The organism is Bacillus sp. 41-22 (genome assembly GCF_025809295.1).
In the GTDB taxonomy this organism is placed as follows: Bacteria; Bacillota; Bacilli; order Bacillales; family Bacillaceae_G; genus Bacillus_A; species Bacillus_A mycoides.
Genome location: NZ_CP084035.1, coordinates 4961961 through 4982880 on the forward strand (window position 1 = coordinate 4961961; position 20920 = coordinate 4982880).

The 20920-nt window shown below is 37.7% G+C and carries 17 protein-coding genes and 1 riboswitch; of the genes, 9 read left to right on the plus strand and 8 right to left on the minus strand.

The genetic code is table 11. The annotated features are described in order from the left end of the window. Nucleotide 1: 1 nt before the first annotated feature. Nucleotides 2-304, minus strand: coding sequence for a PTS sugar transporter subunit IIB (locus tag LCF45_RS25630; RefSeq protein WP_002016166.1), 303 nt, complete (start codon nucleotides 302-304; stop codon nucleotides 2-4). 224 nt (nucleotides 305-528) lie between these two features. On the opposite strand from LCF45_RS25630, the gene LCF45_RS25635 reads away from it, so the two are divergent. From LCF45_RS25635 to LCF45_RS25645, 3 genes are all read left to right on the plus strand, one after another. Next, the gene (locus LCF45_RS25635) at nucleotides 529-1746 is read left to right on the plus strand and encodes a dicarboxylate/amino acid:cation symporter (protein WP_002016167.1); all 1218 of its coding nucleotides are present in this window, start codon (nucleotides 529-531) and stop codon (nucleotides 1744-1746) included. 167 nt (nucleotides 1747-1913) lie between these two features. Next, nucleotides 1914-3071: an acyltransferase gene (locus LCF45_RS25640; RefSeq protein WP_199626993.1), complete on the plus strand. Its 1158-nt coding sequence runs from the start codon at nucleotides 1914-1916 to the stop codon at nucleotides 3069-3071. A 195-nt stretch (nucleotides 3072-3266) separates the two neighbouring features. After that, nucleotides 3267-3647, plus strand: a complete 381-nt coding sequence (locus LCF45_RS25645; protein ID WP_002034775.1) for a VOC family protein — start codon at nucleotides 3267-3269, stop codon at nucleotides 3645-3647. 56 nt (nucleotides 3648-3703) lie between these two features. Here LCF45_RS25645 and LCF45_RS25650 read toward each other — a convergent pair whose 3' ends face one another. Beyond that, nucleotides 3704-5704 (minus strand): YhgE/Pip family protein, encoded by a 2001-nt coding sequence (locus LCF45_RS25650; RefSeq protein ID WP_033731079.1) that lies wholly within the window; start codon nucleotides 5702-5704, stop codon nucleotides 3704-3706. A 135-nt stretch (nucleotides 5705-5839) separates the two neighbouring features. Between LCF45_RS25650 and LCF45_RS25655 the strand changes: the two genes are divergently transcribed. Further along, the gene (locus tag LCF45_RS25655; protein WP_002129960.1) at nucleotides 5840-6724 is read left to right on the plus strand and encodes a LysR family transcriptional regulator; all 885 of its coding nucleotides are present in this window, start codon (nucleotides 5840-5842) and stop codon (nucleotides 6722-6724) included. Between the two features lie 67 nt (nucleotides 6725-6791). Here LCF45_RS25655 and LCF45_RS25660 read toward each other — a convergent pair whose 3' ends face one another. Next, on the minus strand, nucleotides 6792-7877 hold the full coding sequence (locus LCF45_RS25660) for a hypothetical protein (RefSeq protein WP_002129962.1): 1086 nt from the start codon (nucleotides 7875-7877) through the stop codon (nucleotides 6792-6794). 89 nt (nucleotides 7878-7966) lie between these two features. Continuing rightward, nucleotides 7967-8116: a hypothetical protein gene (locus tag LCF45_RS25665; RefSeq protein ID WP_002129963.1), complete on the minus strand. Its 150-nt coding sequence runs from the start codon at nucleotides 8114-8116 to the stop codon at nucleotides 7967-7969. Nucleotides 8117-8368: 252 nt separating this feature from the next. Here LCF45_RS25665 and cydA point away from each other — a divergent pair, with 252 nt between their 5' ends. The 3 genes from cydA (at nucleotide 8369) to LCF45_RS25680 (ending at nucleotide 12320) form a co-directional block, all read left to right on the plus strand. Next, the gene (cydA, locus tag LCF45_RS25670; RefSeq protein WP_002034780.1) at nucleotides 8369-9724 is read left to right on the plus strand and encodes a cytochrome ubiquinol oxidase subunit I; all 1356 of its coding nucleotides are present in this window, start codon (nucleotides 8369-8371) and stop codon (nucleotides 9722-9724) included. Then, complete coding sequence (locus LCF45_RS25675; protein ID WP_002089640.1) at nucleotides 9717-10742, plus strand: cytochrome d ubiquinol oxidase subunit II; 1026 nt, start codon at nucleotides 9717-9719, stop codon at nucleotides 10740-10742. The genes cydA and LCF45_RS25675 overlap by 8 nt, the downstream gene beginning before the upstream one ends. Nucleotides 10743-10961: 219 nt before the next feature. Further along, the gene (locus tag LCF45_RS25680; RefSeq protein ID WP_002129967.1) at nucleotides 10962-12320 is read left to right on the plus strand and encodes an arsenic transporter; all 1359 of its coding nucleotides are present in this window, start codon (nucleotides 10962-10964) and stop codon (nucleotides 12318-12320) included. A gap of 251 nt (nucleotides 12321-12571) precedes the next feature. Here the strand turns inward: LCF45_RS25680 and thiC are convergent, their stop codons facing one another. Further along, nucleotides 12572-14332 (minus strand): phosphomethylpyrimidine synthase ThiC, encoded by a 1761-nt coding sequence (thiC, locus tag LCF45_RS25685; protein WP_002016178.1) that lies wholly within the window; start codon nucleotides 14330-14332, stop codon nucleotides 12572-12574. Between the two features lie 112 nt (nucleotides 14333-14444). Further along, nucleotides 14445-14560, minus strand: a riboswitch (TPP riboswitch). A 71-nt stretch (nucleotides 14561-14631) separates the two neighbouring features. Then, complete coding sequence (lldP, locus tag LCF45_RS25690) at nucleotides 14632-16293, minus strand: L-lactate permease (protein ID WP_078203612.1); 1662 nt, start codon at nucleotides 16291-16293, stop codon at nucleotides 14632-14634. A gap of 288 nt (nucleotides 16294-16581) precedes the next feature. On the opposite strand from lldP, the gene LCF45_RS25695 reads away from it, so the two are divergent. Further along, complete coding sequence (locus LCF45_RS25695) at nucleotides 16582-16899, plus strand: magnetosome magnetite crystal formation protein family (RefSeq protein WP_002016181.1); 318 nt, start codon at nucleotides 16582-16584, stop codon at nucleotides 16897-16899. A 177-nt stretch (nucleotides 16900-17076) separates the two neighbouring features. On the opposite strand, the gene LCF45_RS25700 is transcribed toward LCF45_RS25695, so the two are convergent. Together LCF45_RS25700 and LCF45_RS25705 are read right to left on the minus strand one after the other, a co-directional pair. Continuing rightward, complete coding sequence (locus tag LCF45_RS25700) at nucleotides 17077-17568, minus strand: metal-binding protein (RefSeq protein WP_002089644.1); 492 nt, start codon at nucleotides 17566-17568, stop codon at nucleotides 17077-17079. Nucleotides 17569-17618: 50 nt separating this feature from the next. Then, complete coding sequence (locus LCF45_RS25705; protein WP_002016186.1) at nucleotides 17619-17984, minus strand: YkvA family protein; 366 nt, start codon at nucleotides 17982-17984, stop codon at nucleotides 17619-17621. A gap of 550 nt (nucleotides 17985-18534) precedes the next feature. Here LCF45_RS25705 and LCF45_RS25710 point away from each other — a divergent pair. Continuing rightward, entirely contained in the window at nucleotides 18535-20463 is a 1929-nt protein-coding gene (locus LCF45_RS25710) for an LTA synthase family protein (RefSeq protein WP_002129972.1), read from the plus strand. The last annotated feature ends 457 nt before the right edge of the window (nucleotides 20464-20920 follow it).

Sequence of the window (20920 nt, forward strand, 5' to 3'; positions counted from 1 at the left end):
CTCATGGTTTCATTAACAAAGCTGCTTGCAAGATAGCTTCTCCATTACAAAGCCCGTAATGGACAGATTGAATGACATCAACAGGTATTCCCTTGTCCTTACATAATTCTTTCATTTTCGGTAATAAATAACGTACTTGCGGTCCAAGTAAAAGTACATCTGCAGTATCAATATGATTTCGCACTTCTGAACCTGATACTGCCCAAATCTTTACCTGTATCCCTCTTGCCTCTGCTGCTTTCTCCATTTTTGTAACAATCAAACTGGAAGACATTCCCGCTGCACAGCAAAGTAAAATATTCATCTCGCTCCCCTCCCCCTTTTTCCAAACCTAAGTTATGGTGTAGCCCTTGCCACCACTAGGTTACAAATATATATGTCTAGATTTCTAACTGTATGCCGAGCTTAAAAACAAAAATTTCTCGGTTTTCACGCTATTCCATCTATCCGTATTTTCCTAGTAAAGAAGTCTCTAACTCGCTATAATGATTCAGTATGATTTTTTATAATCGATAGGAGGATATATTTATGAAGGCATATCGCTTTCCGCTTATTTTATTATCTTCTATCCTAATTGGTGGTTTCATTGGTTATTTCATGGGTGCCGATGCAGTTGCTTTAAAGCCGCTTGGTGACATTTTCTTAAACTTAATGTTTACGATTGTTGTACCGTTAGTGTTCTTTAGCATCGCGTCATCTATTGCTAATATGGATGGATTAAAACGTTTCGGTAAAATTATGTCTAGTATGGCTGGAACTTTCTTATTTACAAGTATTTTAGCTGCTATTTTTATGATTATTATCGTGAAAGTATTCCCGCCAGCACAAGGTGTTGTATTAGAACTAACGCAGCCTGATAAAGCTGAAAAAGCAGTTAGTGTTGCTGATCAAATTGTTGGTATCATAACAGTATCAGACTTTTCAAAGTTACTATCTCGCGAGAACATGCTAGCTCTTATTTTCTTCTCTATCTTAATGGGGGTTGCAACTTCAGCAGTTGGTGAAAAAGGGAAACCATTCGCTACATTCCTACAAGCTGGTGCAGAAATTTCAATGAAAGTCGTATCTTTCATTATGTACTACGCTCCAATCGGACTAGCTGCCTACTTCGCAGCATTAGTTGGTGAATTCGGACCACAACTTCTTGGAACTTACTTCCGAGCAGCAATGGTATACTATCCAGCTTCTCTTATTTACTTCTTTGTATTCTTTACATTCTATGCGTACCTTGCAGGTCGCAAACAAGGTGTACAAGTATTTTGGAAGAACATGGTCTCTCCTACAGTTACATCACTTGCAACTTGTAGTAGTGCCGCAAGTATTCCAGCGAACTTAGAAGCAACGAAGAAAATGGGTATTTCTTCTGACGTTCGTGAAACAGTTGTCCTTCTTGGATCTACACTTCATAAAGACGGATCTGTTTTAGGCGGGGTATTAAAAATTGCTTTCTTATTCGGTATTTTCAACATGGAATTCGAAGGACCGAAAACATTAGCAATTGCACTTGTTGTTTCTCTATTAGTAGGAACAGTAATGGGTGCTATTCCGGGCGGAGGTATGATTGGTGAAATGTTAATCGTTTCTCTATACGGATTCCCACCAGAAGCATTGCCAATTATCGCAGCAATTAGTACAATCATCGATCCTCCTGCAACAGTGTTAAACGTAACAGGAGATAACGCTTGTGCCGTAATGACAGCTCGCCTTGTAGAAGGTAAAAACTGGATCAAAAATAAATTTGCTTAATATATAGAAAGAGGATGCTCGGTGGAGCATCCTCTTTTTTGTTGTTATTTGTCGAAACGTCGATATAATCCCATCCCGCCACAATTTTGTTATAATCTTCACAAATATTCCACATCCATTATCCATTCTCCGTACTATAATCATGTATGGAAAAGGAGATGGATACAATGACTCAAAGCGCACCAGAATTCAAAGTTTTGCAAAGCATTGCATTTCTTGCTGTCGTTTTGCAAAGTTCCTTATTATATACAATGAATCAAGGAAATGTCTTACTCGAGCAATCCCTCATTATGGGCATGCTATTTAATCTTGCAAAATTTTCAGCACCTGCATTCATATTTATCGTCGGCTTCCATTTAATTCGGCTATATACGAAGCAACTCGTTTACAGAGAATATATTTATGAAAAAGCCGCACATTTACTCATTCCTTATTTCTTCTGGTCTATTCTTTACCTATTAACAACAAACGATGTCATTACACTACAAGGCGGAATAAAAAGTTTATTACTCGGAACAGCTGCACCTCATCTTTGGTACGTTATTATGATGTTCCAAATTCACTTATTATTCCCGTTACTATGCACACTATTTTATTGGTTTCAAAAACGAACAGAAAATAAAAAAGACATATATAAATATATGACCATTTTCGCTTGTCTATATTTCTTCTTAATGTGGTACTCTTCTCACTACATTTTTAATGGAGAGAAACTGACTAGTTCAACCATTTTACATTATACAGATCGTTCCTTCTTCTTCTACTCATTCTATTTCGTCATGGGAGGAATAGCTGCTGTAGCATTAAAAACTTGGCGTATATTTGTCATGAAACATGTTCCGCTTATCACAATACTATTTTTCATCTTATTTTTATTCATCAATTATGAGTTATTTAGTTTTTACGGCGCCAATTCTATTCATTTAACGGTTTCTACTTATTTAAAACCGTCCATGTTTTTATATATTGTTTGTGAAATTATGATACTGTACGTGTTATCTATTACAATTGTACAGCGACGTGGTTTCTTATATAAAGCTTTACGTTTTATCGGGAATTACACGTATGGCGCTTATTTAGCTCATTTTTTCTTCTTGCAACTATGTACAAAATTTCTTTCCTTATTCGCATTGCAAGAAAACACAATATTATATAGCCTATTACTATTTATATTAACGACCACAATCTCTATTTCAGCAATGGTCATTGGTAGCATACTACCATTTCACACGTGGGTTACAGGGCCTTCCCCTACGACAAATATGAGATGGGCGAAGATTGCCATTCGAAAAAATCACGAAAAGGTATTCAAACCATATCTTTGATATAATAAAGTGAAACTTTAATTAGTGGAGGGGTTCTTCATCCCCCATTGATCATCAGCCCTCACCAATCGGGCATTTACGGGCAGCCCGATCCCCACCTAACTTCATTTCTTTTGCTGAATTTTGAGGTAGGGGTCTTACTGCCCGTTAATGCGGGATAGAATTCCATACAAGAAAAGAAAGTAGGACACACCTATGATTAATCAAATTGGACAAATTATGTTATATGTAAATAACCAAGATGAATCAGTACAATTTTGGACAGAAACAGTAGGATTCCAAATTGTTGCAGAAGAAAATAACGGTCAAGGATTTCGCTGGATTGAAATTGCGCCGGCAAAAGAAGCTGGAACAAGCATCGTCCTTCACGATAAGGCGTTAATTGCGAAGATGCAACCTGAATTAAACTTAAATACCCCTTCACTTATGTTCTTCTCTAATAACTTAGATCAACTGTATAAAGATCTTTCTGAGAAAAGTGTTACAGTTGGACAAGTTGTAGATTTACCTACTGGTAGAGCATTCAACTTTGCTGATAATGAAAATAACTACTTTGCAGTTATGGAAAAGAAATAAGAAAAAGCTATCCGAAAAGGTCATAATAAAACCTTTTATTCGGATAGCTTCTTTTATTAAGAAACTTGCTCTGCATTCGTTTCCTTATGCTGTATATGACTCGTAACCCATGTGATTCCGCCAGCAACAACGAGATAGCATAACAATATTAAAATTTGCATTTGTAATTGCGACCAATCGCCCAAAGAAATCACATCTTGTAACCCTCTAAGAGAATGAGACATTGGGAGAAATTGTCCAATTTTGCTAAGAACAGCTATATTTAATTCTCCTGGGAAAGTACCTCCGCTCGTCGCTAATTGAAGAACGAGAAGCGTTACCGCTGCGAACTTCCCAACAATGCCGAATACCGTTACTAACATAAGAATAAATGTCATGAACGTAAAGGAAATAACAATACTTGATAAAACAAAGAGTGATACACTTGCAACTTCTAATTTCATAACTCCTAACACTACCACATCTACAAGTAGTGCTTGAATGAGTCCAATTAAATATACTAATCCTAGTTTATTAATAAAATGTACTGTTCCGCTTACCTTCATATTTTGTCTACGGCCAAGAGGTAAAATATTCGATGCCATAATTCCGCCAACATAAAATGCCAGTGATAAAAAGTATGGTGCAATACCTGAACCGTAGTTAGGCACATCAGAAACTGTCGACTTCACTAATTGAACCGGCTCTGAGAACATCGTATTGCGTGCATCATCATTGCGAACATCCGCTATCTTCTCTGCGCCCTCTCCCAATTTCGTAGAAAGTTCTTTCGCACCATCGTCAAGTTTAACAAGTCCGTTCGTTAACTTATCAGCACCATGATTCAGCTCTGTTCCGCCACTCGCAAGGTGATTTACACCTTCTTGTAATGATGTAAATCCATTTCCCCACTTCGTAAATCCATCAGCTAAATTCGAAGTACCATCTGCTATCTTTTTCGTTCCAGCGGTAGCTTCGTTTAACTTAACTCCGAATGTATTCATGCCTTCCTCAATCTTATGCTGACCATCAGTAAGCTTCCGCGCACCTTGTGTCAATTGTTGTTGGCTATTATTTAAAGTGTTTGTTGCTTTAGCTAATCCGTTAGAAGTAGCAATGATCTTTTGAAAAGCAGGATCTTGCTGCACTTCTGGATGACTTTTCACGTACTCTTCTAATTGTTGTTTTACACTATTTGCTGCATTGTCCGCTTTCACTTGCCCTTCAGCAAGTTTCTCACTTCCGTTCACCCATTCATTTGTACCAGCACTTAATTCACTAACTCCTGATTGTAAAGACTTCTCACCCTGTGCTAGCAGCTCCATACCATTATGAAGTGATGTCGCTCCCTGACTAAGCTCATTTGCTCCCCCAGTTAAGGCCGATTGACTAGAGGCAAGCTTATCACTTCCTTCTTTTAACTTCACTGTTCCATCATTTAAACGATGAATACCATCTGTAAGCTGATTCGCCCCATTTTTTGCATCCGTCGTTCCTTCATGTAACTTCTCAGCGCCATTACTTGCATCACTCAACCCTTGTGCCAAATCTTGAAACTTTGAAAAGACACCTTCTGTATAAGATTTCGTAATACTATTTGAGATTTTTGTTTTCATATTTTCAACAGCTGTCGTTCCAATTTGAGCTGCTACAAAGTTTTTACCTGGATTTACTTTATACTGCAATTGTGCCGGCTCTGGTTTCTCATCCATTAGTGTACTTACCTTTTTAGAGAACTCCTCCGGAATCGTAACCACCATATAATACTTATCTTCTTTTAGCCCTTCATCAGCATCTTTTTCTGATACGAAATGAAACGCCAATTCCTTATTCTCTTTTAAATTTTTAACAAAATCGTCTCCAGCCTGGATTGTTTTTTCATCCATCACAGCACCCTTATCTAAATTAACAACTGCAACAGGTAATTTATCTAATTTTCCGTACGGATCCCAATATCCAGCTAAGAAGAATCCTGAATAAATTAAAGGAACGATTAATAAAAAAATTAAAGCGATACGTCCATGTTTATGGTTCCACATCGCCTTCCAATCTTTAAATATAAGTTGAATTCCCTTCATGAAACATACTCCTTCTCCTAATTTAACACCCTTCGAATGGTTTAACAGATTTACTATACACGTCACTTTCCATACTGTATAATACATCTTTAATTATCAATTCATTCCTTTTGGTCTATAGAAAGGAGATTCGAAGTGGAACTTCTTCAATTAAAATACTTTCAGACAGTCGCACGACTAGAACATATGACAAAAGCAGCTGAAGAATTGCATATCGCGCAGCCTTCACTCAGTAAAACAATCGCTAGACTAGAAAAGGACTTAGGCGTCCCCTTATTTGATCGCCAAGGTCGACAGATTACATTAAACTCTTTCGGCAAAGTATTTTTAAAACGAGTAGAACGCATTTTTCATGAATTAAGTGAAGGGGAACGCGAAATTAAAGATTTAGCTGAATTACAACAAGGCTCTATTACACTTGCAGTTTCTATTCCAAGAATATTACCCGAGCTACTCGGTTCTTTTTTACTAGAACATCCTAACGTTCGATTCCAACAATTTCTCGCATCTACTCCTTCTATGAAGCGGCAACTAGATAATATGGAAATTGATTTTTGTATCTCCTCTGTACCAATTGAAGGCGAGGAAATGGTTTGGGAACCACTTATCACAGAAGAAATTTTCTTAGCTGTTCCTTCAGGACATCGGTTATCAAACCGCGAAAGTATCTATTTGCATGAAGTAAAAGACGAATCGTTTATTAGTATGAACACTGGTTACGGATTTCGGCACTTAACAGATGAATTTTGTAAAAAAGCTGGTTTCACTCCACATATCGCTTTTGAAGTAGATGAACCAACCGTGATTAGCGATCTCATTAAGCAAGGTCTTGGCATCGCCTTTGTCCCAAGTTTAACTTTATTAAAAAACTCTACTTTAGCATCAAATAAGTTACGTATTATTGAACCTAATTGCGAACGAACTATCGGCTTAAGTTGGTCGAAGAAGCGCTATTTATCAAACACCGCCCAGCAATTTCGTGAATTCGTGATTGATTACTTCTCCAATATTAGGGCGTAAAATTATATCGCTTTACAAACAAATAAAGACACAAATAAAAGGTACCATCCCCATAGGGTGGCACCTTCTATTTTTTACTCTTATCCAATTCCATTTCCGCTAAAAGCGGCAATACGTTATCGAAAATATGTGTATTATTATTCTCACCTGTTACATATCCACCATAATATCTACTAAATACATTATCATTTCGGAATGTAGTCATCCGCTCATACAATTCCTTCGCAAACTTTGTATCACCTGTTTGTAGTACGTACAAAATTGTTAATCCGTAAGATGCTGGTGATTCATAGTTCACAGCTTGTTTTCCCGTTTCTAAGTTATAACGACCATATAACTTTTCGTCTTCGCGAAATTTCTTCTTTATAAATTCCAAATAAGCATCTGATGAAAGACCGCCTAAACTACGATGATAAGCGACGTATGATTGATCAATAAGATTCACTTCTTTATCGTACGTAAATGTCCCATCATCTTTATACTCTTTCGGGAATGCCCAGCCCTGCCTTGGATAATCCGCTAAAAACTGAACAACTTCCTGATACTGCTGTGCAGAAATTTTTCCATACTTTTTCATATAAGAGAATGCATGCGGATTTATGTAAGATGTTGTTGCAAAGTTATTTTGTTTCCCTGTATCTGCATCGTAATAATCAACGTAATAATTACCTTTTTTATTATAACGAAGTACAGAATCACTCAATTGATCTGCAAGGTTTTTATAGCGATCTTCCTTGTACATTTCATAAGCACGATATAATTGTTCTATAATACGAAGATCATCGATAAGTGCATTAGTAGCTGACTGCATTTCTCCCTTTTCAGAGATTTTCCATATAACGATGCGATCCTTGTGTACAAAGTTATTTTGAATAACCTTCACTTGTTCATCAAATAAAGCTTGATCATCTTTATCAAGTGTATATTGTAGCCATAACCCTGCAGATTCTGATAAAGCTTCACGACCCTTCGCTTCACCCTTACCTGCCTTTGTATCCTCTAAGCGATACGTTGCAAGTGTTCCATTTTCATTCACCATATGTCGTAAAACAAAATGCTCGGTACGATTTCCTTGTAAAGCTGACCAAAATACAACTCCACCTAAAGCGATTAAGAGAATAACCCCAATCCCTATATATAAACGTTTTCGCAAGCTTTTCACCTCCTTTTAAGGCTAACCTTAATTTTACCAGAACATACGCAAATATAAAAAAGACAATCCTTTAGATTGTCTCTCCCACCTTATCCTTCGCAAGCCTCTTTAGCAGGCCTATATAGCGATTCCACAAGTCGATCATATTCACGACGCGTAATTTCTTTATTATACAACTTTAATAATAAATCTCTATGCTCTCTTGAAAATGCCATCTTTTTAATGACTTCAGGATACATAAAACACCCTCTCCATTTCACATAAACTTCTTCATCCTGGAAATAGAACTTACGTTCGCATAAAAGATTATAAAAGATTCAGCCCTAAAAAACAAATAAAATATTACCAAATATCAATGTCTTTCTCTTTAGAATATTTAAATATTATATTACCGTACTCATTTTTTAAATACATATATATTTTTGGTAGTTTTTTGAATAAATTTTCCAATTCAATCAGAAAATAATGGCAAAAAGAAGGGGAGTATACATATGGATACCGTAACATTAGCAAGGGCATTTTTTGGTTCTTCATTAGCATTCCACATTATCTTTGCAACGCTTGGAGTCGGGCTTTCTTTAATGATTTTTATAAGTGAAATACTCTATCACTGGAAGAAAGATTCCGACTATGCCATTATGGCAAAAAGATGGACAAAGGCTTTTGCTATCCTTCTCGGTGTAGCAATTCCAACTGGAACAATTGTTGGTGTACAAATTTCACTTCTTTGGCCTGGTTTCGCCAAAATTGTTGGGCAAGTTATTTCCGTTCCGTTTCAAATTGAGATTTTCGCCTTCTTTTTAGAGGCCTTATTCATGTCTATTTACGTATATGCGGCTGATAAACTACCTCCAGTTATGAGATTAATCTCGCTATTTTTCGTTATGATTGGCGCCACTGCATCTGCCGTGCTTATTACATCGGCAAACACATGGATGAATACACCTGCGGGCTTTTCAATGAATCCAGATGGCTCAGTTTTTAACGTTGATCCGTGGAAAGCTTTCTTTAATCCGAGCTTTGGCACAAGTGCATTCCACGTCGTTATTACGGCCTATACAACTGGAGCAGCTGTTATTGCTTCTATCGCTGGATTTAAATTATTAAAGAAAAATTTAAGTGCTCGTGAAATTGCTTACCATAAAAAAGGATTACTGTTAGGGCTTGTCGTTACATTTATCACAGGTGCTACGATGTGGCTTTCAGGACACGAATCTGCTATTGCCTTACATAAACATTCACCTGAAAAACTAGCATCTGCTGAAGCTTTGTTTGAAACGACATCACACGCGCCTTTATCGATTGGCGGGGTTGTGGACCCTAACACACTTGAACTAAACTATGCCCTTGAAATTCCGAACATGCTTAGCTTATTAGTGGGACTAGACCCTAACACCGTTGTAAAAGGTCTAAAGGAATTCCCGCAAGAAACATGGCCACCATTTTACACACATACACTGTTCAATTTAATGGTCGGCACCGCTGCCTTTACCTTTGCAGTTGCAGCTATTGCCCTCTTATATTGGTACTTCGTTTACCGAAAAAAAGGAGTAGAGTTACCGAAGTGGCTTCTTTGGGGAGCTGCCGCCTGTGGACCCGTTATGTTGCTCGGTATTGAATTCGGATGGATTTTTAGTTGTAGTGGTCGTCAGCCATGGACAATTTATGGCATGCAACGCACGGTAGATGCTTCTACGCGCGCTGATTTCGTCGGTCCTTTATTTGTTTTATTCATCATTTTATATATCGGACTCGGTATTTTAACAGTCTTTGTACTACGGACATTCTTTAAGAAACATCCGTTAAAGAATGATTTACATCACGAAGGAGGCGATTCTCGTGCATGAGGAAAGCATTGCAATCATCATCTTATGGGCTCTTATTTTCGTATATAGCATACTAGGGTCTATTGATTTTGGAGCTGGTTTTTGGGGCATGGTATACGCTAAACACCCGACGCTTGCTGCCAAGCTTGCTAATCGGTACTTATCACCTACTTGGGAAGTAACAAATACGTTTCTTGTCTTTGTCGTCGTTGCTTTTCTCGGTTTCTTCCCAAAAGCGGCCTTTACCCTTGCAACCGTTATGTTTGTACCAGTTATGTTAATTTTAGTACTCGTTGCGATTCGTAGTACATTTATGGTATTTGCTTACTCCCTGCCAAAATACCAACACCTTCTTCGGATTATTTCAGGTATTACCGGGCTCTTAATCCCAGCTCTATTAATTACCGTTCTGCCAGTTACAGAAGGTGCCTATATTACGATGTCTGAAGGAAAAGAAGTGCTCCTTTACGGAAAACTTCTTTCTAGTCCCGTTATTTATTGTTATATGCTCTTCGGACTAACTTCGGAACTATTTCTATCATCTCTCTTTCTTGCTGATTTTGCTAGGGAACAAGGTTCTGAAGATACGTACCGAATTTATAGAAGAAATGCCATCATACTTGGTCCTGCAACGCTCGTGACTGCTATTATCGCTCTCGTTGTAATGGACCCTGAAACACACTGGCTTATGCAAGGACTAATAAAGCAATTCCCATGGTTTACAGTCTCTATCATTTTATTTGTTATCGGATACTCTTCCCTTTGGTGGACAAATAAGAAATATGGCACACTAGGCTTTCCTCGCATTGCAGTTTTAGCTGTCGTCGCTCAATATGCATTTGCAAGCTACGCTTACGGCGTCGCCCATTTACCTTATATCATTTACCCGGACGTAACTGTATTTACAAGCTTTACGACGGTCGAAACATTCTATGCACTTCTTATTCTTTACGCAATCGGGATTGCAATTTTACTACCAGGATTTATTTTCTTCTGGAATTTATTCTTAAAAGATCGAACATTTTTAAAGGAAAAATAGTAAATTAGGGGCATTCACACATAGAATGCCCCTAATTTATTAGACTCCTCTCCTAATAGTTATTACACTACCCCTTATACTTGCCTTATTGCTCTAAATACACATATTCACTAGATTAAGGTAGATGCCTAGTTCTTCTTATTTTCTTTTGAATATAATGCTATATAAACTTGAGACAAGCTACATTTGTTCAAGGGAAAATAGAAAGGTAGGTTAAATATGAGCATTGAAATATGGATTACTATTATTGTATTCTTCTTAACGATGATTGTTATCTTTTGGCGACCTCGCGGTTTAAATGAGGCGTGGCCGGCAGCAGTCGGCGCTAGCATTATCCTCATTACTGGACTTGTATCAAAACCAGACGTCATGGACATTATAAGTAAAATCGGCGGTGCCTCTATAACGATATTAGCGACCATCGTTATGGCGGTTATATTAGAAAGCTTCGGCTTCTTCCACTGGTCCGCAGCGAAGCTCGCAAATTTAGCGAAAGGTTCCGGACGACGCCTATACTGGTACATTCAATTACTATGTTTTCTTATGACTCTTTTATTTAATAATGACGGTAGTATTTTAATTACAACACCGATTTTGATTTTACTTCTGAAAAACCTTCAATTAAAACCTCATCAACAAATCCCTTATTTATTAAGCGGTGCTTTAATTGCCACTGCATCTAGTGCACCAATCGGTGTAAGTAATATCGTAAACTTAATCGCATTAAATATTGTTAATATGACTCTTTATATGCATACAGCTATGATGTTTGTACCTGCGACATTAGGGCTACTGTTTATGTCATGGCTCATGTATACAGTTTTAAAGAAAAAAATTCCAGAAAGATTGCCTGTTTCTTCATATGATATTGAAGAAATTTTCTTCACGAAAAACTTCCATCCGTTAAAAGGACAAAATTCTGTTAATACGAAACAAAAACGTACGAAATTCATGTTAAAAGTATTAGGCTTCGTCTTCCTTATGCGCTGTCTTCTATTCGTTGCATCCTTCTTATCGATTCCAATCGAAATCGTTGCCGTACTCGGTTCACTCGTTCTTCTCATCTGGAGATGGTACTACTTACGAACAAACCCAGTCGATATTTTGAAAAAGACACCGTGGCACATTTTAATTTTCGCTTTCTCTATGTATGTAATTATTTACGGGCTTCATAACGCAGGGTTAACAGCGGCACTTGTAAGTTGGCTCGAACCAGTTGTAAGTCAGCATCTACTCTATGCCAGCTTTGCAATGGGCGGACTCGTTTCCCTCCTCTCTAACGTCTTCAATAACCACCCTGCACTTATGATTGGTACAATCACATTAACAGAAATGGGACTAGATCCAGTCACATTAAAAACTATCTATCTCGCAAATATCATCGGTAGTGACATCGGTTCACTATTATTACCAATCGGTACACTAGCTTCCCTCATTTGGATGTATATCTTAAGACAAAACAAAATTAAAGTGAAATGGAAAGATTATTTAAGCGTATCTCTCATCGTAATCCCACTCACAACAGTCGTCACATTATTCCTCTTATACTACTGGGTACAATTATTCTTCACCTTATAAAGTGAAACTTTAATCAGTGGGTAGGTGTTCATCCCCCACTGATTATTAGCCCGCACCAATCGGGCGTTTACGGGCAGTTTATCTCCCACCTAACTTCCTTGCTCCAGCCGAATTTTGAGGTGGGAGTTTTACTGCCCACAAATAGCGGGATAGACGACAGAAGCCCCCTTTGCTACCGTCTTAGCAAAGGGGGCTTCTTCTATATTTAAGTTAGGTACAGTGTGATCAATCAAGTAAAGAGGTGTAACGTGTTATTGATATAAGTGACTACCAGTTTCTTTGAATTCTACCGCTTTCTCTTTCATTCCTTTTTCAATTGCTTCTGTCGTTTCTAAGTCATTTTCTTTCGCATATTCACGAATATCATGTGAAATTCTCATACTACAAAACTTTGGGCCACACATTGAACAGAAATGCGCTGTTTTCGCCCCTTCTGCTGGCAACGTTTCATCATGGTACTCCATCGCGCGTTCAGGATCTAAAGATAAATTAAATTGGTCGCGCCAACGGAATTCAAATCGTGCTTTTGAAAGTGCATCATCACGCTGATGAGCCGTTTTATGCCCTTTCGCAAGGTCGGCTGCATGCGCAGCGATTTTGTACGTAATAACCCCTTCGCGAACATCATCTTTGTTCGGTAAACCTAAATGTTCTTTCGGGGTTACATAACAAAGCATCGCCGTTCCAAACCAGCCGATCATCGCAGCACCAATCGCTGAAGTAATATGATCATAACCTGGTGCAATATCTGTCGTTAACGGCCCAAGTGTATAGAACGGCGCACCCTGACAAATATCAAGTTCTTTCTCCATATTTTCTTTAATTAAATGCATCGGTACATGCCCAGGTCCTTCAATCATAACTTGCACATCATGTTTCCAAGCAATTTTTGTTAATTCACCAAGTGTTTCAAGCTCAGAAAACTGCGCTTCGTCATTTGCATCTGCAATAGAACCTGGACGTAATCCATCTCCAAGAGAGAATGAAACATCGTACTGCTTCATAATTTCACAAATCTCTTCAAAGTGAGTATATAGGAAGTTTTCTTTATGATGGAATAAACACCACTGCGCCATAATTGAACCACCGCGCGAAACAATACCTGTCATACGCTTTGCAGTAATTGGAATGTAACGAAGTAATACACCAGCGTGAATCGTGAAGTAATCAACGCCTTGCTCCGCCTGCTCAATTAACGTATCACGATACACTTCCCACGTTAAATCCTCTGCAATTCCGTTTACTTTTTCAAGCGCTTGATAAATTGGCACAGTTCCAACTGGTACCGGAGCATTACGAATAATCCACTCACGTGTTGTATGAATGTTTTTACCTGTAGATAAATCCATAATCGTATCTGCACCCCAGCGAGTCGCCCACGTCATCTTCTCTACTTCTTCTGCAATAGAAGACGATACAGCAGAGTTTCCGATATTTGCATTTACCTTCACGTGAAAATTACGTCCAATTATCATCGGTTCCGCTTCAGGATGGTTAATGTTCGCCGGCAAAATCGCACGACCTTCTGCAATCTCCTTACGAACAAATTCAGGCTCTACCCCTTCACGAATCGCAACATATTCCATCTCAGACGTAATAATGCCATTACGCGCATAATGCATTTGCGAAACATTTGCACCTTGCTTCGCTCTAAGCGGCTTACGATCCATTTGCGGGAAAACAGGTGTATGTTTTGAAGCTACTTTCACACCGTCATCCTCAGGTTTAATTTCGCGTCCTTCATAAGCTTCCACATCACCACGCCCCAAGGTCCAAGAGTGGCGCGGCGTTGGAATCCCTTTTTCCAGCTCCACTTTATACTCTGGATCTGTATAAGGTCCACTCGTATCATACACACGGATTGGCGGATTTTGAACACCGTTCGTATCGCTTTGTTCAATCTCGCGCATTGGTACTTTCATACCTTCACGTGTTCCATCCACATACACTTTCTTACTTCCTGGTAAACTCGATTTCAATTCAATTTGCTCAGCTGAAACAGACTGTTTCATAACTTTTGTTGCCCCCCTGTTCGTGACAAGGACGAGATATGGCCAGCGCATGCCAAAATAAAAAGAGCCAGGTCCATAAAAGAATAAGGACCTGGCTCATAAAGACATAATTATGTAAAGCCGTTAACTTCCCTACGCTGGTACGAGCCAGATCAGGTCCAAAGGGTTAAGAAGTTCACACGCTTCTCTCTCAGCCTACGCATACGTTAGGCACCCCTAGTTTATCACTGATTTAATTTTCAATACTTTCCCATCATACACTATAATCTGAAAAATGCAAAGTTTATTTCTTTTGTTGTTTACGGAATCATCCAAGTTAAATAATAAGCCTGCACATACGTCATAATCCCAACAATAGTAACGAAGAATAAACTATGCTTCAATGTAAAACGGAACAAATCTGACTCTTTCCCAGCAAGTCCAACTGCCGCACAAGCAATCGCAATTGATTGCGGAGAAATCATTTTACCTGTTACACCGCCCGTTGTATTTGCTGCAACAAGAAGCACTTCAGATACACCGACTTGCTGCGCTGTAATTGCTTGTAAATTCGAGAACAGTGCGTTCGCTGACGTATCTGATCCTGTTAAGAATACGCCAATCCATCCTAAGAATGGTGAGAAGAACGGGAATAATCCGCCAGTTCCTGCAAGTGCTAACGCTAATGTAGAAGATAGACCAGAATAGTTTGCGATAAATGCGAATCCTAATACGAATCCAATAGATAGAATTGGCATTTTTAGTTCATTTAACGTTTCTTTAAATGTTGCTACTGCATCTTTTGCACTCATTTTCAAAATAAAGATAGAAATGATACAAGCAATTAAAATTGCTGTTCCAGTCGCTGATAAAATATCTAATTTCAAGATTGCTTCATAAGGTGTTGGTTTATTTACAATAGGCTCTGCTTTCATTACTAAATTGTGCAAGCTTGGAACTTCAAATTTAAATACGAGACTTTCTAAAGCGCCGCCCGGAGCGAATAACGCTTTAAAGAAACTTTGGCTCCAGATGACTACCATCACAGTCAAAATAATGAACGGAGACCACGCTTTTACTACTTTTCCTACCGTTAGTTTCGGCATAGATGTCGCCGTCGTCGTTGCTGCTACTTCACTATTCGCTTGCTTAGTTTGATAAATTTCTTTCGGCTGCCAAACTTTTAAGAATAGCGATAAACTTACTAAACTTACAAGCGCTGACGTAATATCCGGAAGTTCTGGTCCTAAAAACGTCGCTGTAATAAACTGTGTAATTGCAAATGAACTACCCGCTACAAATAAAGCAGGCCACGTTTGTCTTACTCCTTTAAAGCCATCCATTAAAAATACGATAAAGAACGGAACAAATAAAGATAAGAACGGTAATTGATGCCCAGCCATTTGTCCAATTTTATGCGGATCAATGCCTGTCACTTGTCCAGCAACTGTAATCGGAATCCCCATCGCTCCGAACGCTACTGGTGCAGTATTTGCGATTAAACAAAGACCTGCTGCATATAAAGGATTTAGCCCAAGGCCTGCCAGAAGCGCTGCCGTAATCGCTACTGGTGCACCAAATCCTGCTGCCCCTTCCAAAAATGCTCCAAATGAAAATCCAATTAAAATAACGAGTAAACGATGGTCATTCGTAATGGATAATACAGATGCACGAATGACATCAAATTGACCTGTTTTCACAGAAATTTTATATAAAAATACTGACATAATGATAATCCACGCAATTGGCCATAATCCGTATAAGAAACCGTATCCGGTCGCTGCCATTGCCATTGTGAATGGCATTTTATACGCAAATAACGCCACCAAAATCGTTAATACAACTGTAATAAATCCTGCCACATACCCCTTCATGCGGAAAACCGCTAAAGCTAAGAAAAAAAAGATGATTGGAATAAGTGCGACTGCTGCCGAAATCCAAATGTTACCGAACGGATCGTAAACTTGTGTCCATATGTTCATTGTTCTCTCCCCCTAAAGAATCCCCTTTTAAATAAGATATAACCTTATCAATAGACTACCGGGTCATCATACCTTTAAGTCTAAAAAATACAAAACGTTCAAGAAAACGTTTTCAATAATTTTATCACAACAATTTTCATTTAAAAAGATTTTTTTGAAAATTTCATCATTTAAAACAGAAAATCTTACAAAAACGTCACGTTCTTGTAATGTTAATCGATAGGAAGCTCGCCAAATCTACTGCATACTAAAGGTATAACAACGAACATTACTTATGAGGTGATATATATGAACGGAAACAAAATATTAGCAGCTTTATCATACTTTAGTGTATTATTTGCGCCTATCTTATTCCCTATTATCGTGTGGATTGTGGGCGATTCTGAAACGAAACCACATGCAAAACGTGCTCTATGGACACACATTATTCCAAGTATCGCAACATTTATTGGATTAGTTATTTTAGGAATTATGGGCATCGGATCTGATCAACCAGACGTAACACTTGGAATTGGAGCAATCATCGTCTTATGTATTTGCGGGATCATTAGCTTATACTACTTTATTTGGAATATCGTGAAAGGTATTAAGGTACTGAAAGCTTAGTTTTAAACAAACGTTTGATTAAAAAGGAACTGTCCAAAAATTGATGTCGCATGATCGTAAATGAAATTTTATCGGCGATTCGACAAGGAATATCGACTTAACTACAAAATACGACAAGAATAACCTACCTATTAATAACAAAAAAACCGTCCCAAAATACCTTTTGGGACGGTTTTTTTATCTTCTGCGTTTCTTCTTTTTTCTCATCATTTTCTTTCGGCGCGTATTCGCTTTATCCGCTATAATGTGGAGCGTACTCGCCACAACAATCCCCATTACAAACGTTACAATTTCAACCTCGTGTTCCTTCGCAATTTCTATTAAATTTCCACCGAATGCGATTATATTTAATAGGAATAAAAACGGAGAAAACACGATTAACATGTATGCAATACGAATAATATCACCAATTATAATCGTATGTGTGAAGAAGGAACGATGGGGCATTACGCTCCTATATGGATACCAAAAAATGCGGAGGAATCCCCATTTATTATACGCATTACTATACGTATCTAAATCCGGTGTTAGAAATGAAGTACCTACTAAAAAGCCAATTGCAAAAGTTAATAAAAAATCAAAACTTGTTAATCCATACGAAAAGAGCATAAACAAAACAACCGGAAGGGATATTAAGTTTATTTTCGTATGCGTTCTTCCTGATGGCATAATGCACTTCCTCGCTTACGTTCGCCCTGTCATCCTATGACAGTTCTCACCTATTGATCTAATTTTTGATCGATAAATGATGTGTCTATATCCGAACCAAACCATTCTGCCAACTTCACTCGTGCCTTATCTTTCACATCTTCATTTACGTATATCGATGCTTGTAATAGTGCGGCCATTAACGCACCTAAATCATCCGTATAACCGACTCCAGCAATGAAATCTGGAATGGCATCAATCGGTGCAATGAAATAAGCAAGTGCTCCGATTACAATAATTTTCACTCGTTTTGGAACATCCGGTCTTTGCAACACGTAAAACAACAATAAACTCGCATAGATTACCGACTGCCCTGCCTGCTTCGCAACATGTTTTATTTTCTTCCAAAACGCTTCAACTGAAAATTTTTGTTTCATTCAAAAGCCTCCCTATTTTCAAAAGAAATAAGCTACAATATGTTATGTTATCAGTAAAAGTTCATCAAAATTACACATAATCTATCAATGAAATTTCATTGTAACAAACAAAACCAAAAAGAACAAGTGTTCGTTAATTTTTTCATATTTTCCTTCATATAATAGTTTTCTAGACAACCACTTAAAGATTTCTATTCCATATTTCTCAACCAAAAAACTTTCAATTCCGCTTAACATTCTTTTCTATTTTTGTTATATTTTCTAGTTGACGGGCATATAAACGAATGTTAAAGTTTTCTCTGGTAGTGACAAATCACATACAAAAAATGTAAAACGTTATAGTGTTTCTCAGAAATGAATTTTGTTGTATAATACAGAAATGACGTTATGCTTATGAGCAGCACAAGAAACCAAAAAGGGTATGCATAGTTAAAGTCGTATATGGGTGAATATAGAAACTCTAATTATGGCCAATAAAACTATGTATTTTTTATTTTAACATTTTTCGCTCCAAAATCGACCAAGCCTGATAGAGAAAGGGTGGAAATGAATGAAAGAAACCATGAAATCACAATTTCAAAATGTGCGTTTTACTTTATTCGTAGCTTTGGCCGTATGGCTAAAATCCTACATCATTACACGCACTAGCTTCGATTTAAAACTTGAATCTTTCATGCAAGAATTCATTTTATTCATTAGTCCATTAGCAGCATCATTACTGTTTGTGGGTCTTGCATTATTTGCAAAAGGGAAAAAACGTAACTATATAGCACTAGGAATTAACTTTATCTTAACGTTCATTCTTGTTGGTAACGTAATGTTCTACGGATTCTACAATGACTTCGTTACTTTACCAGTACTAGGACAAACGTCTAATTTCGGAAGTTTAGGTTCTAGTGTGAAAGAATTATTTAACTACAAAATCATCCTTGCATTTGCGGATATTATCGTATTCTTCGTTCTATTGAAGAAGAAGAAAGATTTTGCACCGACAGAACGTGTAGCGCGTCCGATGCGTTCCCTATACTTCGTGTCAACGGTTGCTATTTTCTGCGTAAACCTAGGATTTGCAGAAGCTGAGCGTCCAGAACTATTAACACGTTCATTCGACCGCGTTATGCTTGTTAAAAACTTAGGATTATATGTACACCAAGCATACGATCTTGGCTTACAAGCAAAATCAAGTTCACAAAAAGCGTTTGCTGATGGTAGTAAATTACAAGAAACAGAAAACTACGTGAAAACAACACAAAGTAAACCAGATCCAAATATGTTTGGTACTGCAAAAGGGAAAAACGTAATTGTTGTCTCTCTTGAATCATTACAAACATTCTTAATTGGTGCGCAAGTTAACGGACAAGAAGTTACACCATTCCTAAACCAATTTGCGAAAGAAAGTTATTACTTCGATAACTTCTTCCATCAAACTGGGCAAGGTAAAACGTCTGATGCTGAATTCTTAGTAGATACTTCAATGTATCCACTAGACCGTGGTGCTGTATTCTTCACACACGGTAATAACGAATATACAGCAACTCCAGAAATTTTGCGTCAGCAAGGATATCACACATCAGTATTCCACGCGAATAACGCAACGTTCTGGAACCGTAACATTATGTATCCGGCACTTGGTTATGATCGTTACTACAACGAGCTTGACTACAAAATTACGCCAGAAACAAAATTAAATTGGGGATTAAAAGATATCGAATACTTCGATCAATCTATCGATATGTTAAAACAAGTGAAGCAACCGTTCTATACTCGCTTCCTTACTTTAACAAACCATTACCCATTCACTTATGATGACAGTACGAAATTAATCGATGAATACAATTCTGGTGATGGCGTATTTGACCGTTACATGGTAACTGCTCGCTATTTAGACGAAGCAATGAAACACTTTATTGAGCGTCTAAAAGCAGAAGGTATTTACGACAACTCAGTTATCGTATTCTACGGTGATCACTATGGTATTTCTGAAAACCATAACCGTGCAATGGCACAGTTCTTAGGAAAAGAAGAAATCACTACATTTGACCATATGAACTTACAAAAAACACCGATGTTTATTCACGTTCCAGGTCAAAAAGAAGGTAAAACAATTTCAAAACCAACTGGTGAAATTGACATTAAGCCAACAATTCTAAACTTACTTGGTGTAGATTCTACGAATCAAATTCAATTCGGTCATGATGTATTCTCACCAGAAAATAAAGGATTCGTTGTTCTTCGTGACGGTAGCTTCGTTACAGATAAGTACATGTACACGAACAGTACATTCTACGATCGCCACACTGGTGAAGTTCTGCAGTTACCGAAAGAAGAAGCTCAACCACTTATTGATCGTGCACAAAACGAGCTAAACATGTCTGACAAAATCATTGAAGGTGACTTACTTCGCTTCTCTGAAAGTAACAAGATCAAAACTGGTGAAGTAAAGACAGCTATTAAAGAAGAAAAGAAGAGCGCTGAGTAATCTCAGCCTCTTTTTTTATTTTCTGCTATCCTTCCTCTCCTATTCATTAACTTTAAAATTACATAACCTTCACCTAATATTTACACCACATTAACGAAACATCTTTATAATAAAATATGTAAACAAGGTTCCACATATTTCTTATCTCTCATCTTCAATAAGATCCCTTAGAGAAATGTGTGCATCATTTGTTTTCAACTTTCTTATAATTGTCTTTCCAAGTGTTTTGTTTGCATAAATGAAACCTTTAAAGACGATGTCCCTATGAATGATAGCTACCCTCCTTGTGCAGCATTCCATACGAATGTTGCTTTTTTTTTTCAAAAAGCAGGATTCTTATTTCTCATTTCCGAATTTGTATATACAAAATGCTATAAAGTGAAACTTTAATCAGTGGGTGTTTTGTTCATCCCCCACTGATTATTAGCCCTCACCAATCGGGCGTTTACGGGCAGTT